We start from the raw sequence: 18,356 nt of genomic DNA, 5'->3' as shown, positions 1-18,356 counted from the left end.
AAATCTCGGGGTCGGCTATTTCCGCAACCGCCCCCTTAACTGTTCCCTTTGATCTAAAGCTAGGTCTCTGCACTAGAGCATATGCCCTAAGCAGCTACAACTTTTTAACTTATTGAAGTAAAATAAATATTAACACACTGGTAAAAGTAATGAAGCACTCGATCTTTTCTGACAGCAACGCAGTGCCTATTGATAAGTTCATGAGGGAGGCGCTATATGATCGAACATGTGGCTACTATATGACACATGTTCCGTTTGGTTTGAGTGGGGACTTTATTACATCTCCTGACATTAGCCAATTATTTGGTGAGACTATAGCAATCTGGCTTCTGCAATATTTAGAGTATGTAAAACTTTCTGAGCGGTGCATTTTAGTTGAATTAGGTCCGGGTAGAGGCACTCTTATGAGTGATATACTAAGGATACTAAGCTGTTTCCCGCAGTATGACAGCTTGTTTGAGGTCCACCTCGTGGAGATTAGTCCACTGTTGCGCAATATACAGAAAGAGACGCTAAAAGAAGCTATGCTACGTAAAAAAATTTTTTGGCATGACAGTGTATATGATCTTCCGGAATGTACGACTATACTAATAGCCAATGAGTTTTTTGATGCATTACCTATCAAGCAGTTTGTATTTCATGACGGAATGTGGTTTGAAAATTATGTTCGTTCATGTGCTGAAGGCTTGGATATTATCCCGGTTAAAAGTACGGACTTTATTTTTCCAGACAACAATGTGCCGGATGGAGGAGTTATTGAGATATGTGAAGCTGCTACAGATATTATAAGAAATATAGAAGGGGTTTTGCTAAAACACGGTGGCACGGCGTTAATAGTGGATTATGGGTACATGCATCCTGTTTATAAAAGCACGATTCAGGCTGTGAGAAATCATCAGTATTGTAGTTTTCTAGATCACATAGGAGAGAGCGACATTTCTGCATCTGTTGACTTTGTTATGTTGCAGAAAAGTTTAAAAGAGATAAAATGCGAGGCCATGACTCAGCGAGAATTTCTCTATAGATTTGGTATACGTGAGAGATTAGAGTTCCTTATGCAACGAGCGCAAGCAAAGCAAGCGGAAGATCTTAAATGTGGATTTCTTAGGTTAACGGAAAACATGGGTACTTTGTTCAAGGTTTTGTTATTAAATTATATATAGTACTACCGGTTAATGCGTAGCTGTAATACGACAACAATGAATATGCACTTATAGATTCTAAAGCTATAGCCAATAAACTTGTTATTGGTTTTGATGATTTTCCCATTACGTTCTAGGCTTTGAGCGCTTCTGATGCGGCTTATAAGCAGTACAGAATTTTAACGTAGGGGCTATAAACTCGTCCACAAGCATTACTATAACATCGTGAAGCTTTTATTTCAGATCGACATCTGATATCTCACCGTTTTCATGAAAGAAGGTATTGAGTTTTTTATAATAGGCGTGAAGTAGGGTGCAGCGTGGTAGAACTTAGGTATGTCATGTTGTGAAGGAGAATATTCTTATTATTGTGTGGTCCAACAACATATGTTCTTCAGGTAATTACTTCCCATAGTAATATGAAAAGTGCGGCTGCGAAGGTTATTGTTGTCACTTGGATAAGTGAGAAACATCACGTGATTCGGAATAGGATAAAGCCTCTCCTGACCATACATAGGGTGAGAGTTAGTAAGGAGTTGGGGTAGGGTGCTCCTATAATGGAGCCTGTTGTACTGATATTACACCTCATAATATATCTTTCCTCGGATGCCACCTTCGCTTCATCGCCCCTACCAGTTATCACTATTTTTGAAGTAGATCCAACTTCGCAATATAATTCCCATCTTCTACGTCTGGCTCAGCATCTGGAATATCCGCGGTTGTAGCGCATCTTTAGAATGGTCATACCCGACTTCATGTTTTGTCCCTCTTTTAACCTTCTGGGGCATAGATCTTAAGTTATTAGTGGTACGTGTATTACAATGGGCATGCACAATGTTGTAGTAACCAAGTGACTACGTGATGCCGTATTTACTGAAGATTTATTTCTCCATTGTAGATCACACCGTATCACGTATATCCTGTAGCCCTATGTGCTTTATATCGCTACACTCTCCTTGTTTTAACACTGGGAATTCGTTTCTAACAGTGACTGTGCGGCAATATTATAACAAAGCGTCCTATATCACAGCAATGTAACAACACTTGAAATTTTTTTGTTCTCTCCCAGCAGTGTACCAAGAACTATGTATTGTGTGTCTTTTTCATTTATTAGACACTGCAATTCCATATAAACCATATCTTGAGACATCCTTATTGTTCATTTTATGAATGCGTTATGGGCTGACTAACTATGCAACGTCTCTGGATAAGTAGTTTTTTCATAGTCAAATTGAGGGACGGTTATGAGATTATATTGCGCACGCTTTTGGCAGAATACGCAAGATACGTATTCTTATGCATGATAGGGTAATGGTTGAAGTGACTTCTGACGGCGTCAACAAGCACGGGCTAGGAAAAAGTAGAGTGTTTTACATATACTGAGTTTTGTTTAATGGTCACTCTGTAGGAGTGCAGTATTGTAACAAGCATAAGCTCTAGATGAATCGAGTGTACAGTTTTGGTTTGAGAAGATACTAGGTGTTCTGGGTATAGTGGCACTTACAGAGAGATTGGAAATAACAATATATTTAAACAAAAACCCGTGTAGATAGAACTTTTTCCCTCTTCAGGTACGTACATGTTCTATATCATGTAGGATTGATTAACTCAGCTACCGTTACGATCGATGATGCAGGTAAATTCCCTGAAAGTTACCTATCTCTATAAGAGCTCTATCATCAATATGGCACTCGTTCCGCTAACTTTAAGCTTTCAGGAAATATGTAGTGCCCATCAGAAAGACCGATAACTATCTCTTCAAGAATATCTTCAAAGGTTCCATATTCATTCATCAGGATAGTAATGTGCTCGTGTTTGTGTGTAGTCATACAGGATACTTTGCTATAATCTCCGGTAGAAAAATTCATTTAGAATCCGAAAGGGTCAGTGAGTTATAATCCCTTCTTAATATCTGACATTAATTACTGGGGGTGCATCATCTGGTAACGTACAAAGGCTTGTTCATTATGCTATTGTAATATCGCTCTTAGTTATGTTATTTCTCTTGCTCGCATAGGGTAGTCATCTCTCTTATACGCAGATTATCATCAACTCCTCACGCTCCTTTCAGATTGGTATTCTACTATGATTGCTTTGAAGAATTTGCTTTATCAAGGTGCTTATATATTGAGCGTTACGTACATCAATAAGTTGCCTAAGAAATCAGTGGCGTGTCGGATATTATGCCAGATGTACTGCAGCTATGGCCAGTTAGGTGACGTGTAAGGCAGGGGTTTGTATAGGAAGCAACATGAAAGGGCAGATGAATGATGACATAGCCGATATCGATATATTAGTTCTGCACAAATGTTGCCGCTACATTTTATACATTAGCTCCTACATAGGTACTGCTACGAGGGAAGTATAAAGGCAGTAGGTGCGCAATAGTATTGTATAGCTGATAATATGAAGACGGATACAGAGCATTATGGCATGCATTATGAGAAAAGATGCTAACCGCTACGGTAGTCAGCATTCAGTAGTATATGTATTGTGGGCAGAGTTTTACAAGCAAGGGAATCATACTATTGCCGCAGTTAATATGGTGATGCAGGTTAGCACACGGGGGATATCTAAGAAGCCAGATGAATGATGATATAGATGTCGCATTAGTTCTACGACAATATTGCTGTGAGGTAAATATTTATGCAATACAGGCTGCTGTAGCGGTATTATACTATTAGTGCTGCATTTTAAAAGTAACGTGACTGTGTTGTGGATAATTCACGACGGATACAGAGCATTGTGGTGTGAATTATGAGAAGATGTTGATATCGATAGGTAAGCATTGACAGGTTATAGCCGGCATCCTAGCCCTGGTGAATCACATTTGATTTATTTTGTATGCAGAAGCGTAGTTATGGTAAACCCTGCGAATAAGAGATAGCCGTAGAATGAGAAATTGAGTTTTATTGCGGTATAACCTCGCCTGTTATCACCTTTTAATCTAAATACTGGCTGAAAAAGCGTAGATTTGTATCATATTGTGTTAGAGCCCTAGAATCGAGAGACTAGCTTTAGCATGCATCGAAGAGTTTTTTTAAATCTGCTTTAGACCTGTATTTGTTATCACTGATATATATGTTCTGCGTGGCATAATGCCATTAGTCTTGCAAAAATTCTCCAGGTGCATTTCTCAGCAGCGAATTATACAACAATTTGTATAATTCTGAGATAGATATAGTACCTTTTTAGTCTACTGTAGCTGATATTACTATGTGCATGTTTCTGAGTTTTATGTATTAATTTCAATAATTCGTGAATCATGAAATAGTGATAACGTCTGTTGCGAACAGCAAGTATTATGTGAGTAGTCGACTGGTGTGACAACAAGATGCACTGGGAGTATAATCTTCAGTGTGATGTTGGGGAGTATCATGCAGAATAATAATTCTATCACCGATAATATAACCTTACTGAGAAGTAAAATAAGGCTCATTGATGTAGTAGCAGGGAAGATTAAGTTAACCAAGAGGAGTGGGAACAACTATGTGGGTTTGTGTCCATTTCATTCAGAAAAAACCCCTTCATTCAATATTAATAGTGAAAATGAGTTATTCTACTGTTTTGGATGTGGGGCAACAGGTGATGTAATACAGTTTGTATCTGATACGGAAGGGCTGGATTTTAAGCAGGCCATGCAATACCTTTCTGAGCGGTACCACGTAGAGCTTCTAGATGATAAGAGGCCTGATTCGTCACATAGCGCTCTATATGATGTTATGGAAAAAGCGGCGGTATTCCTTTCGCAGCAACTAAGTGTTTCAAAAGCTGCCTTATCGTATCTCAAAGATCGGGGAATCTCGGATAGTACCATCAATAGATTCAGGTTAGGATATGTGACTTCCACTGGGATAAAAGCGCACCTTTTGTCTTTGGGCATTAGCATGGAAAAAATGAGCGAGACTGGTTTGCTGACTAAAAGCGTCCAGGATTGTCTTTATAATAGGATCATATTTCCAATATGTAACCCAATGGGGAAGGTTATTGCCCTTGGGGGCAGGTCTATTACTCCAGGACATACTCCAAAGTATCTAAACTCCGCAGAAAATGCATTATTCAAAAAAAGAGAGTGCATGTATGGCTTACATCTAGCTATGGGGCAAGCAAAGAAGCTAGGTAAGATCATAGTTGTGGAAGGCTACATGGATGTCTTAATGCTCAGTCAGTTGGGTATCCACAATGTGGTGGGATTGTTGGGAACGTCAATGACGGAGTTTCATCTGAAAAACATTTGGAGTGTTGTACCTGAGATAATAGTATGGCTTGATGGAGATTTTGCAGGCTTAAAAGCATCGGTAAAAATTGCTCAACTTGCAGTATCTATCATGAAGTCTGGTTCCAGCATTAGGTTTATATCTATTGCAGAAGGTAAGGATCCATATGATATATGCAGAGAACAAAGCATTGACTTTGTGAAAGACCTAATAGAACGCGCTAAGTTGCTTTCAGAATTTATATGGGAGTATGAACTCTCTAGCAGTGGTATAGGCGATAAAGTCGTGCCAGAGCAGTGCATGATGCTTGAAGGAAAGATAAAAGAATATACTTCAAGAATACAAGATCCCAATGTAGCAAAGCACTATAGGAATTTCTTTTATCAGCAGATGAAGGCACTGCAAGGGTATAAAAAGTGGAACGCGAATTCGTATGCAGGAACTGCGGTTAGTAGAGCAAATAAGGTGAAATCGTGTGACAGACTTCAAGATGTATCAATGAAAGTATGTATGGAAGAGAACTATCAGCTGCGTGTTATGTACACAATTATAGAGTGTCCTAAACTTTTAGATGATCCTGCGATTTTTGAACAGTTTGCTAGTATAGATTTTTCCTCTGTAGACAGAAGGGTGCTACAGCAACATATTGTTGATATAAAAAGTACCTGTGACAACGTGTTTTTGAAGCAGGATCTTGTGGAAAAGCTTAGGCCACGAGGGCAGAATCTTGAGGCGATTCTTCAATACATAATAAGAAGTATGGCAAATGTTGGATGTGCGTTTATAGTGCCGGGACTAAGCGACGAGAGTATAGAAAAATTGGCTAAGCAGGAATGGGAAAAGCTTATGTTATCTAGGCAGCTGAACGAGATTCACGAGCAGATAGTAAAGCTAAGACTCGAAGGAAAGAATGATGTAGCCTTGAACTTATCTGAGTATGCTCGCGAGATAGATGATAAATTGCGTAGCCTGTGGAAATGCTGAAACCTGTTTCAAGTGGCAATCAGCATAATACTTCCGAATTTTATGCTTCAAGGCATTGCTTGAGATTCATGTACCTAAGATCCTACTATTGATTGTATTCATATAAAGCTTCGTGCCTAAGCTATTAAAGCTCTTTCGTGCTAGGCCCATACACAAGAGCTCACAATTACGGCATAATGTAATATGTGTGCCGTATAACCCCATGACCAGCTGTATACATATGAGATATTTCTGCACTGTATTTAAATGACCGTCACATTAAAAATTTTCACGAACAGATACAGGAGTACAAGCTTAAGTTGCAGCGCATAGATCAGGTTATACTGCACAAAGATATATGAGTCACATGTTATAATACAGTTGCGTGAAATGCACAGTGTGCTCTTGTATAGTAGGTGCAACTGGCGACATTTATAAAGCTAAAGCCATATAGCAAAGTCACTTATAACAACGTTGGGCCACACGCAATGTAATAACGCGCCTTATAACCCTTTCCTGGTGCATATAAAGTGTCGTTACAGCACGTCTTGTCCTATACTCCTGAGGTTGAAAAACATGCATAGTATAAGGAATCACATCTTCATGCAGTAAGAACTACATAGACAACTTACATATACACAAAATGCGAACTAAGTTTTTATAGCTCATGGTAGTGCGTTGCACATATAGCCATAACCCTTTCCTAGTGCATATAAAGTGTCGTTACAGCACGTCTTGTTCTATACTCCTGAGGTTGAAAAATATGCCCAATATAAGGAATTACATCTTCATGCAGTAAGAACTACATAGACAACTTACATATACACAAAATGCGAACTAAGTTTTGGTAGCTCATGATAGTGCGTTGCACATATCGCCCTACTCTTTGTAACATCATATATGTGTTCAATAGCGGCTAAAGCTATGGAAAGGCCATCATTAATAGCGGTTCCACGGCCAATTTCATCTAAAATAACCAGTGACTTCGAAGTTGCTTGATTCAAAATCGCTGCAGTCTCTACCATCTCCACCATAAAAGTAGAGTGCCCAAGCGCTATGTTATCCGATGCACCTACCCTACTAAATATTTTATCTATCACCCCTATATGCGCGTGCTCAGCAGGAACAAATGACCCTATATGAGCCAAAACTGCTATTAAAGCATTTTGCCTCAAAAACGTGCTCTTACCTGCCATATTTGGCCCGGTAATGAGAGACATACTGTTCCCCTCTGAAAGATCACAGTCATTCGCAATAAAATCCGTTCCTACTTCTACTACTGGATGACGACCTCGTACTATTTTAAACTGCTTACTATACTTTCGCTTTGAGCTGAAACTATCCTTTCTTCTCTACAACATGTTGTAGAATTGATGACAGCAAAACAGATTTCTTTGTTCAGTTCGGTATTTCGAGTGTTTTGGCTCTTTAAGTTACGCTGCCTATAAGGTAACGTTACAGTCAACTATATAAAAACGAATACTATTTTTTCAACAGAATTGCGTGCTGAAATGATACAGTGCGAGATACACGTCTTGGAATGTAAGAGCGTTGTGAAGGTTGAGGTTTTCGATGGTTTATTAACTGTTTTTGCCAAACAAAAAAGGCTCGAATGATCATTAGAGGCTTACGTGCAGTTACAGACTTTGATTACGAATTTCAGATGAGCTGGATAAATTACAACCAGGTATCGATACTGTTTTTGTCTGCTGCAGAGGAGACTTAGTTTCTCTCTCCTAGTTTTATTAAGGAAGCTACAAGATCAAGAGGAGAAAAGAGTATATAAATCATCACGACAAATTCCCTGCCTCAAAGATTACCCATATTATTATCTTCCTGATCACTCGACCTAATAATCCTAGTTTTGAAAATAAACCAGTCTGGGTAATTTCTCCTCAGATACCTAGTGGCTAACTCAGCTGAATTCTCATCCTCAAAAATAGCGAAGCTCATAGCCCCACTTCCACTCATTCTGGAAAAGCAACACCCATCTAATGAACCCAGCACATCCAATATGATACGAATCTCCGGTACCAATTCTACAGAAACCTCCGTTAAGTCATTACGAGCTTCCTTCAATAAAGAAAGCCAATCCTCAGAATTACCAGGCAACTTACCTATACTTGGAGAAAACGCTTTGGGATTGTACATGTCAAAGACACTTTTTGTGCTCAATTCCACTTTGGGCCCTACCAAAATAACGTGCCTAGGCAAGAATGAGTCTTCTAGCAATTCCACTACGTCTCCCATGCCCGCAACAAACGCAGTTTTAGATTCTAAACACACAGGAACATCGCTTCCAACCCTAAAAGCTACCCTCTCAGTTTCTTTTTCATTTATGCCCCACAGCTTGCTTAGCAGATTAATAGCAGCAGCGGCATCTGCTGACCCGCCTGCCAATCCAGACGATACAGGAATATTCTTCAAAACTTTAACATAAACATTATCCGTAGTGCCCGGCGAGCATCTCCTCACCAAATGTCCAATAGCTCGCTGTATAGTGTTATCACGTCTATTAATACACGAAGGTTTGAGAAACCTTATCCCTCGGTTTCTAGAGCCAATGTCAAACTCTAAAACATCGTATAACTCTACAAATGCAAAGACAGACTCTATTAAGTGATACCCACACGGAGCTTTACCGACTATATGGAGAAACAAGTTTATCTTCGCAGGCGCGCTAATAAAATACTTCGACATCATACATCCGATCTACAGAACCCATCCCCGCAAACATGTAATACTCTCTATTTTGCATTATTGTAAATAAATTATTAAAAATTTAAATAAAATTATCACTAAATAAACTATCTATGGTAATAATTTCTATATTGCGACTGTCATGGTTGCGCTTTATTATCGGCCTATATGCGATTAATGAACAATATTTAAATGAGGCAATTCATCTCAGAAAACCCAGTTATACTTGCCCCTATGTCCGGCGTTACCGACTTGCCTTTTCGAACAACAGTACGAAAGCTGGGAGCTGGGCTTTTGATATCTGAAATGGTGGCCAGTAGGGCAATGATCTTAAAAACTCGGCAAAGTATGCAAAAATCGGAAGTGTGTCCTAATACTTCTGTGCAATTGGCTGGTTGTACTCCTGAAATTATGGCAGAAGCGGCTAAGATTAATGAAGATCTAGGTGCGAAATCTATAGATCTAAATTTTGGATGTCCTGCCAAAAAAGTTGTGGATGGCTATGCGGGCTCTGCATTAATGAAGGATGAAGTTATCGCGACGAAAATAATGGAAAGCGTGGTCAAGGCGGTAAAAGTTCCTGTCACAGTAAAAATGCGCATGGGCTGGGATACTACAAATCTGAATGCACCTACTTTGGCCAAAGTTGCTGAAGATGTAGGAATTCAGATGATTACCATTCACGGCAGAACGCGTTCACAGATGTTTAGTGGCTCTGCAGACTGGAAGTTCGTCAAGAGAGTAAAGGAGTGTGTAAAAATACCAGTAATAGTAAACGGGGATATTAGAACCTTGGATGATATCGTAGTGGCGCTCAACGAATCCGGGGCAGATGGAGTGATGATTGGCAGAGGAGCCTACGGTAAACCATGGCTAATAAAGCAAGCACTAAGCTTTATGAAAAACTCGGAGATATTACCAGAGCCCACAAAAAGTGAAAAGTTGGCAATTATATTGGATCACTACGATTATGCACTAGACTACTATGGAAAAGATCTAGGAGTAAAAATCTTGAGGAAGCACCTGAGTTGGTATAGCAGTTCCTATTCTGGTGCATCTTATTTTAGAGCGCAAGTAAACACTATGAGTGACCCTGTAGAGGTAAGGGAAAAGCTAACAGAGTTTTTTCAAACATCGTGATAAACGCGTAAAAGGTAGTAAATTATTGGACATTTTGCAGAATTTATGTTAGTGGGAGTGCCTACCAGTTGTGTTTTATATCGGTATCACTTGCGGTTTTTGTTGCCATAGCATTGGGTTATGGGGTCGTCTTCGGTGTGTGGTTGGTATTTTTTAGGGTCTAACGAGGCAGGTGGCTGGTATTTTCGTCTGGTTATATAGTTTAGTTTTTTTCCTTTGCGGGATTCATTGATGGATAAGGAGCTTGTTAGAAGTCTAATAACAAAGGGTATAAAGCAAGGCGGCATAGTTACGTTTGACGATTTGAATGATGCTCTTTCTGATGATGAGGTAGTAACCTCGGATAGCATAGACGAAACTATATCTATGTTGCAAGATTCGGGAATTAGTGTTCTTGAGCAGAGCGATGTGGATGACACAGATGATACTGTTACTGGAGAGAGTGTTGTAAAAGACGAAGAGGATGAAGCTAGTATTCGTTCTTGGGATTTTGGTCAGACTGACGATCCAATACGTATGTATTTGTGTGAGATGAGCTCGGTTGAGCTTTTATCACGTGAAGGAGAGATAGAGATCGCGAAAAGGATCAAGTCAGAAAAGGTCAACATGCTTAGGTGCATGGTAGAAGCTCCTTTGGTGTTGCGCACGTTTATGTCCTGGCGGGATGATTTGGTAAATCAGCAGGTATTGCTGCGTGACCTTATTGATCTAGATGCAAATTACAGGTGTGGGTTCCCTCAACCTGGGTTTGGTGAGGGAGATGGTGAAGAATATGGTGTCGGGCGAGGTGATGTAGTATTGCCTCCAGATGATGGGGATGTAGATCCGGAGTCATCTCTTGATGATGAGGCTGATGAAGACGATGAATCTTCTCTTGGTAATGCTTCTATATTAGAGATGGAGAGTGCTTTATTGCCGAAAGTTATATCTATTTTGGATTCCACGATAGAAGCTGCTGAGAAGATCTTGGAGATGAAGAAGAAAAAGCGTGACGGCGGCGAGTACGATGAGAATGCTTATAATGAACTGCACGACAGCATATGGGAGATGGTTTCTCAGATGAAGCTTAGCGATTCTGCTGTTGCGTCTGTGACTCAGCAAATATACGCTTTAAGTAAGTCAATAGCGGCGGAGGAGTCCTCTCTTATTTCGTTGGCTGAGAGCTACGGTGTAGATAGAAAGAGCTTTTTAGATGCTTATAATAACAATACTATAGCTGAACAAGCGAAAACCTCATTTGAATGGCAAAATCTGCTAGATAAGGAAGGTGACACCCTATTGGAGATGCAGAACAGGGTGAAGTTATTATCTGGGGAGGATTGTCCTGGAAGTTTCAAGGCGTTAGTAGCCAAGATTCAGAAGCATGAGCGTACGGCGAACAGAGCTAAGCAGGAGATGATCAAGGCAAATCTTCGGTTAGTTGTGTCTATAGCGAAGAAGTATTCGAATCGTGGATTGCAATTTCTTGATTTAGTGCAAGAGGGCAATATAGGTTTGATGAAGGCTGTAGATAAGTTTGATTATAAGCGTGGCTATAAGTTTTCTACGTATGCTACATGGTGGGTGCGTCAGGCGATCACGCGGGCGATTGCTGATCAAGCTAGGACTATTAGAATACCTGTGCATATGATTGAGACTGTTAACAAGATCAATCGTACGCTGAGGCAGATGCTGCATGAGATTGGTCGGGAGCCAACTTTGGAGGAGCTTTCTGCTAGGCTTAATATAAATGTTGAGAAGATCCGTAAGGTGATGAAGATCGTCAAAGATCCTGTTAGTCTCGAGAGTCCTATAGGGGATGATGATAGTAGTACCTTTGGTGATTGTATAGAGGATAAGCGTGCTGTAAAGCCTGAGAATGCCGCGGTGCTTGCTGATTTGCGTGAGATAACTACTAAGGTACTTTCTACTCTTACACCTAAAGAAGAGAGAATTCTCCGTATGCGTTTTGGAATTGGTAAGAGCGGTAAGGATCATACCTTGGAAGAAGTAGGTAGGCTCTTTAATGTTACTCGTGAGAGGATAAGGCAGATAGAGGCAAAGGCTTTGCGAAAGCTGCGTCATCCAAGTCGTGCTAGGAAATTGCGTGGGTTTTTCTAAAATCGCTGAAAGATTATCAATTTCTGCATGCTGCGTGGTTTTGTGGTGAGGGCATGTGGGGGATTGGTGTTGTTCTCTCTTGGAATATTGTCTCACGTTTTGTAGTGGGATGATAGGGTGTGAAGCTTTTGTCTTGTAAAAGACAGGGGGTGAATTTTTAGTATTTGCGCGTTTCTCATATATTTCTTATATATTGTGTGCTCAAAAATTTGCACTAATTGCTAAATTGTACAACTCCTTGCAGAGTTTCTGCTGTCTTTTCTATGTCTTGCGTATCGTAGTACGTGAGATTGGGGTATTGCTGATTGAGACTTGAGTTAATTGCGAGATTGTACCCTTGCCACCTTTTTGATTTTGTGTGTTGCATATATTTTCCAGTATATATTTAGCTTGGAGCTACTTCGGCTTTTTTATTGTGAGTGTGTTGGAGTTGGTATCGTTATTTCTGCTGTCTTTCTGCATATTACACATGCTCTTCAATTTACTGTATGAACATTCCCCAATTCTCATTGTCTATCTTTTCATATATTGCGTACGTTTTCCAATTTACTACACGAACATTTCGCTTTGCATTGCCTAGTGAAGCTACTATAGCCTTGCATTGAGATTCTGGCATTTGAAAATGCTCGTGTTGCTGCTTTAGATGAAGCGGCTATTGAATATACAACCGGATGTTGCTGCGCGCCCCAGAGCAGGGCGGTATCTATATCTGACTGCGTGTTGCTGTTATGCCATTAAGCCTTTTTTCTTTTAAGTTGACTTGGTTTCTAGACCCATTAGTCCCATATGTCACTGAATTTCTTTTATGTTATATTGCGTGCGTCTGCTAATGTTACTATACCTAGTAACACGCGCTTTGCGTTATTGGTGTGTATTACCAGTGTTTAATTCTTTTCAAGATCAAGTGGCAAATTTGATTTAACGAAACTTACGTCTTGGAGCAGGATTCTTTTATAACGTCATAATGCGACTTTCGATTCTGCGCTACGTTTGTTTATAGATATAACTGTATACCTTAACACCACAGCATCGCATAGTTCGGTATATGAGACTCTCTGATAATTGCACTGATATGTTTCTGACGTACTATGATAGTGCGATCAGGGTGTAGGCTTAAGTTAGTGCAAGCATCTGTTGTGTTGCTGAATTTCTTTGCGTCATATTATGTGCGTCTGCTAATGTATCATGCCTAGCAAAGCTACATTAGCCTCACGGGGAATGTACGACCTACCGGATGTCGTCCGGGGCAGTATCTATCTGAGTTCGATGCTATTATACAACCTTTCTGTAGTGTATGATGATTTTATCTTGATCATCTGTATATGTTTACTGAAGCTACTTCGGCTTTTTTCTGTGGAGCGAGTTGGTGCAATTATCTCTGCTATCTTTCCATATATTGCGTACGTTTTCCAATTTACTACACGAACATTTCGCTTTGCATTGCCTAGTGAAGCTACTATAGCCCTGAGTTGCGATTCTGGCATTTGAAAATGCTCGTGTTGCCTCTTTTTTATATGAGGTGGTTATTGAATATACGACCGGTTGCTGCGCGGCATGGGGCAGGACTGTATCTATATCTGTCTGTGTGTTGGTGTGATGCTATGAAACCTTCTTATAGGTCGATTTTGTGTTACCCATTAGTTATAGCCGTTTTGCTCTTTAGTAATATCTACACACCGCCGTCATTATTGAGGAGTGAGCTATTTGGTCATGTGCTATTTTTTATTAGCGTTTTGTTTTGGGGTACTCATTGCTTTGCCTCCGATATGAAAATTGACATTCGCGACGTGAAGACTTCTGCAGGGATTGGTTACTGGTACAAGCAAAAAGAAGGGCTTCCTCTGGTGTCTATGACTATGGCATTTAAAAATGCTGGTTTCATTTATGATCCTATAGACAAAAAGGGTTTGGCGTTGTTAGCAACCTCGTTGATATCGCGTGGTACGACGAAGGATGGGGAAAGTATTGCTAAGCTGTTTCAAGAGAAAGGAATAATTTTTCATGTTTCTGTAGACAGCGACAATGCTTATGTAACGTTGAAGACTCTTTCCGAGAATTTAGATTTTGCACTAGGATTGATAGGGGAGGTGTTGGTAGATTCTCCTATTGATGAAGAGGTTTTCGTCATAGAAAAGGAGCGTCAAAAATCAGACATAAGACGTGATTCTAGTGATCCGGGACAGCTAGCGCATAACATGTTGAACAAAGTTGTATTTGGTGATCAGCCGCACGCTTATGACGCTTCCGGCACATTAGACGCTCTTGAAGGGGTTACCGTTAAGGTAGTGACTATATATTACCAATGTATGCGCACATAATTCTTAATGCTTTTTGATTTCAAAAAATGCTGAGTTATGAATTTTTGAAAAAGCATCGTCTTTCATATACTTCTGTTGTGGTATTTTTGTTTCATGAAGCGCTAGAATGTTGTATATATATTAACGCGCCCCATTACGAGCTTTAGACTAGCAATCGAGGCAACAACTGTGACGGAGATTCCCAAAAACGCGAGCAACACACTCACTATAACTAAAACTCCATCTTTCTTCAGTGTCTAAGAATGGCTTTAGCAGTCAATATCTCTATAGGTAGAGGAATTTACCCACTTTAAGAATTCTGGGTCGCAGTTATGAGTAGGGATTGAGAATATTGCTGGTGTGTTATAAGGGTGAAGTTCCTTTATTTTTTTCGCAATCTCTTCATATAAACCGGCAGTAGTCTTCATTATTACTATGCATTCGGTGCTAGTATTAATATCCCCATTCCATATATACATGGATGTTATACCATTAATCATATTAGAACAGGATATGAGTTTTTCCCGTAGTAAAAGTTCACTCATATTACGAGCGCTATCATGATCTGGCATTGTAGTGTATATTAAAAGCAGCGTACTACTCATATCGACAAGTCCTCTCTAGGGATATTATATTTCTGTGCATATTGTGCTTATTTCTGGCCTTTGCACGCTAGAGCCTCATCTACTTTTTGTAATAATTGCTTTAATGTAAATGGTTTTGATAAAAATAGTATTTCATTGAAATCTATCCCTTTATGTTGCTGATGGAACACTTCTTCAGCATATCCAGAGACAAATATAACCTTGGTGTTGGGTTGTATTTTTAACACTTCATTTACGGTTTCAGGTCCACTAGTACCTGGCATTACCACGTCGCTGATAATAACATCTATGTGGTTATCGGATGCTGCAATTATGGCATCTTTTCCCGAATTTGTATCTATGACATTAAAACCCCTGCGTGACAACGCTTTCGAAGTAAATGCCCTGACTGGATCCTCGTCTTCTACAAGCAAAACAGTTGCTGCATTAGGTAATAGTAGCCCTCCTTCTAATAGTTCTTTTTCTACTGTATTTTCATCTGATACGGAGCGATTTCCTACTTCTTGACCTTCAGTTGCGTATATTCTTGGTAGGAAGATCATAAACTTTGTACCTTCTCCTACCTTACTCTTTACGTATATGTAACCACCGGTTTGCTTTACTATGCCATATACAGTTGAGAGTCCCAAGCCTGTGCCATAAGTATCACTTTGTGTTGAGAAGAAGGGATCAAAAATCTTCTTCATTATGTTTTTATCTATTCCATGTCCAGTGTCTATGACTTCAAGTACAACGTACTCACCATGCTCGATTCGATCTTTATCTGGTGCAAACATACCCTTAGGTGTAGTTGAGGCATCTACTGTAAAATTGTAGGTTCTTATAGTTAATGCTCCGCCAGAGCTCATAGCAGATTTTGCATTTACTACTAGATTGACAATTACCTGCTCTAGCTGACTAAGATCAACCATTACAAGCCCTATGTTTTCCTGATAGTAAATATTGAGTTCGATATCCTCACTGATGAGCCTCTTTATCATTTGTGCTAGATCTGCAACAATGTTGTTTATGTCTAGAATCTTGGGTTGTAGAGTCTGTTTGCGTGAAAATGCCATCAGTTGCCTAATTAAATTGGCAGCACGATTAGCATTCTGCTTTATTTGCATAATATCCCTAAACGAAGGGTCGGTAGCAGGGTGTTGAATAAGTAACAGGTCGCAAAATCCTATAATTGCGGTCAGTATATTATTAAAATCGTGTGCTATCCCACCGGTTAATTGACCAATTGCTTGTACTTTTTGCGATTGTTCCAATTGAGTTTCTAAACTTTTACGGTCAGCGCTGTCAGTTATGTAGCACACCACTGATACAGTGTTATTATGTATCAGCTTGTTCATGTATATCTTAACGTAAGTCTTGTTGCAGAGCTGTCCCTCTATGGACATATTGTTTATAACGCTGTTTTGTAAGTACTTTTTTATCTTCTTGCTGTATACGGCCGTAAGGTGAGAGTATATGTATTCTTGATGTTGCTTATCTACAAGTGCCTCAAACGCTTTGTTGTACTTTATAATTTTTCCATCCATGTTGCACTGTGCAATAGCGATGGGAGAATGGATAAAGCACGGGTTTAACTGATAATCGGTGAGATCGAATTTTTTAGGCGTGATTAATCCATATATGTAGCTATTGTTATTTTTATCGTGAAAGACTTCTTGTGTGACATATGCTCTGAACATTGTGCCAGTTGATGTCAAAAATACAACTTCATCGGTTTCGCTATCTGATTGGTTTTTGCTAAGAAAGTCGCTCAATAATGTATGACGCTTTAAAGTGTCTAACTCAAAAATTTTTAAAAACGTTGCATTTGCAGAAATTATGACCCCATCCTGACTGAGTAAGTAAGATCCTACGTTGTGTCTATTTAATAGCTTTTCATGCACGTCTTCCTTCGTAATTTTTACTGCTTTAAGTACGAAGTAGTCCTGGGGCCTTGAAAGGGGGCTAAGAAATAGACTAAATGTTGCTTCGGTATTTATGTCAACTTGAGGATTATTTACTATCGGATCAAGGATAAGAGAGAAGTTTGAAACGGTATTTTTCTTACTGACTGAACAATATGTTCGTACAGGTGATTTGTTCTTTAAGGCACCTAAAAATCTCGATATTTCCTTATCGCTCAAATTACCTAATTTAAGCACGTTATATAGGTTCAGATTGCCATTTTGAGTAAAATTTTGGAATCGCGTATTGAACCTGGCATCTGAGTATACAACATTTCCCTGTCCGTTTAATATCAAGCAAAACTCTGTATCGTGATTTAATGCATTTGCAAAAATCATATTCTGATACTCAATAGCAGCTATAACCTTAGGATAGCGACTTAGCTTTTGTAAGAGCACTAGGACGATGGCGCTTGTGAATAAACAGTTAAACACCATACTAACGTACCCGTTTTCGATGCCGAACAGGTATATGCTGAAAATACAAAGTAATGGTAATATCACCACAATTGCGGCTTTTATCTTTGTAATTCCATAGTCACGAATCATAAAGTCGACTTTATGATTCCGTTCACTGTCTGTATACCTCTTATGCACCTACCAACTCCCAGCTCGTTGCTCAACACAGAAAAGGCCGATTAAGCGCCCCAGGCTTATGTACCTGTAGCTCAAGAGCATGGCAAGTACATATGAAAAATTAAGCATGAAACTTCTATAATCACTGAATTAAAAGTTTAAATATTGCCTTATACTGTACATTTTATTGTTCCTTTTCTAACTCGTTTTAATTTATAGTATTGTCATTTGCAATAACTGCATTTAGCATGCAGTACGAGTATAGCAGCGTTGTGTCTTTAGCAAGCTACAAGAACTTCTATACACAATCAGCAAGTTCTTCATATGTCTGTTGTTCTTCCTCAGTAAGAATTGTCAAAATCTTGTAAAAGAGCTCTTTATAAGAAATACAGAAGTATTATAAACAAATGATGTAGCAGTAAGATATATACTATATTTTTTCGGAAGGCTTGCGGTATATTCAGAATTATCGTTCAGCAATATAGAGGAGGGAGATTATGCAGCGTAAATATTACCTCAAATGTAGTCTTTAAAACTCCATGCTTCATTTTACGTCTGGGAACATAGTCATAATCACAGAATTGCAGAGTTCAGTATCTTGATAGATGTTTCACGGGGTATTTTTATCTTTTGTTCTAGGCATGTAAGTATGTTTTTTTGTAAATAAAACATA

General features: G+C 39.3%; 10 protein-coding genes and 1 pseudogene. 6 read left to right on the top strand and 5 right to left on the bottom strand.

Translation table 11 applies throughout. From position 1 onward, the window contains the following. The first annotated feature begins 149 nt into the window (after positions 1 to 149). Entirely contained in the window at positions 150 to 1,163 is a 1,014-nt protein-coding gene (locus APHWEB_RS05420) for a class I SAM-dependent methyltransferase (RefSeq protein ID WP_020848908.1), read from the top strand. 398 nt (positions 1,164 to 1,561) lie between these two features. After that, complete coding sequence (locus APHWEB_RS07030) at positions 1,562 to 1,687, top strand: hypothetical protein (RefSeq protein ID WP_268915747.1); 126 nt, start codon at positions 1,562 to 1,564, stop codon at positions 1,685 to 1,687. 1,134 nt (positions 1,688 to 2,821) lie between these two features. Here the strand turns inward: APHWEB_RS07030 and APHWEB_RS05415 are convergent. Next, positions 2,822 to 3,010, bottom strand: coding sequence for a hypothetical protein (locus APHWEB_RS05415; protein WP_011450680.1), 189 nt, complete (start codon positions 3,008 to 3,010; stop codon positions 2,822 to 2,824). 1,494 nt (positions 3,011 to 4,504) lie between these two features. Here APHWEB_RS05415 and dnaG point away from each other — a divergent pair. Further along, positions 4,505 to 6,343 (top strand): DNA primase, encoded by a 1,839-nt coding sequence (dnaG, locus tag APHWEB_RS05410; RefSeq protein ID WP_020848909.1) that lies wholly within the window; start codon positions 4,505 to 4,507, stop codon positions 6,341 to 6,343. An 818-nt stretch (positions 6,344 to 7,161) separates the two neighbouring features. On the opposite strand, the pseudogene APHWEB_RS05405 reads toward dnaG, so the two are convergent. Continuing rightward, positions 7,162 to 7,638, bottom strand: a pseudogene (locus APHWEB_RS05405) (MutS-related protein); the annotation flags it as partial. 493 nt (positions 7,639 to 8,131) lie between these two features. Further along, positions 8,132 to 9,022 (bottom strand): 4-(cytidine 5'-diphospho)-2-C-methyl-D-erythritol kinase, encoded by an 891-nt coding sequence (locus APHWEB_RS05400; RefSeq protein WP_011450686.1) that lies wholly within the window; start codon positions 9,020 to 9,022, stop codon positions 8,132 to 8,134. A gap of 192 nt (positions 9,023 to 9,214) precedes the next feature. Between APHWEB_RS05400 and dusB the strand changes: the two genes are divergently transcribed. The 3 genes from dusB to APHWEB_RS05380 all read left to right on the top strand — a co-directional run bounded on the left by dusB (position 9,215) and on the right by APHWEB_RS05380 (position 14,580). Continuing rightward, entirely contained in the window at positions 9,215 to 10,162 is a 948-nt protein-coding gene (gene dusB / locus APHWEB_RS05395) for a tRNA dihydrouridine synthase DusB (RefSeq protein ID WP_011450687.1), read from the top strand. Between the two features lie 231 nt (positions 10,163 to 10,393). Further along, positions 10,394 to 12,262, top strand: coding sequence for an RNA polymerase sigma factor RpoD (rpoD, locus tag APHWEB_RS05390; protein ID WP_021799040.1), 1,869 nt, complete (start codon positions 10,394 to 10,396; stop codon positions 12,260 to 12,262). Positions 12,263 to 13,863: 1,601 nt separating this feature from the next. Then, complete coding sequence (locus tag APHWEB_RS05380; protein WP_052342460.1) at positions 13,864 to 14,580, top strand: M16 family metallopeptidase; 717 nt, start codon at positions 13,864 to 13,866, stop codon at positions 14,578 to 14,580. Positions 14,581 to 14,828: 248 nt separating this feature from the next. Here the strand turns inward: APHWEB_RS05380 and cutA are convergent, their stop codons facing one another. Both cutA and APHWEB_RS05370 read right to left on the bottom strand, forming a co-directional pair. Beyond that, positions 14,829 to 15,164, bottom strand: coding sequence for a divalent-cation tolerance protein CutA (gene cutA / locus APHWEB_RS05375; protein WP_011450692.1), 336 nt, complete (start codon positions 15,162 to 15,164; stop codon positions 14,829 to 14,831). Between the two features lie 47 nt (positions 15,165 to 15,211). After that, positions 15,212 to 17,704 (bottom strand): ATP-binding protein, encoded by a 2,493-nt coding sequence (locus APHWEB_RS05370; RefSeq protein ID WP_020848913.1) that lies wholly within the window; start codon positions 17,702 to 17,704, stop codon positions 15,212 to 15,214. Positions 17,705 to 18,356 lie beyond the last annotated feature (652 nt).

Origin of the sequence: Anaplasma phagocytophilum str. Webster (assembly GCF_000964685.1) — a bacterium.
Classification (GTDB): Bacteria; Pseudomonadota; Alphaproteobacteria; order Rickettsiales; family Anaplasmataceae; genus Anaplasma; species Anaplasma phagocytophilum.
This window is presented reverse-complemented; position numbering and strand designations above follow the sequence as displayed.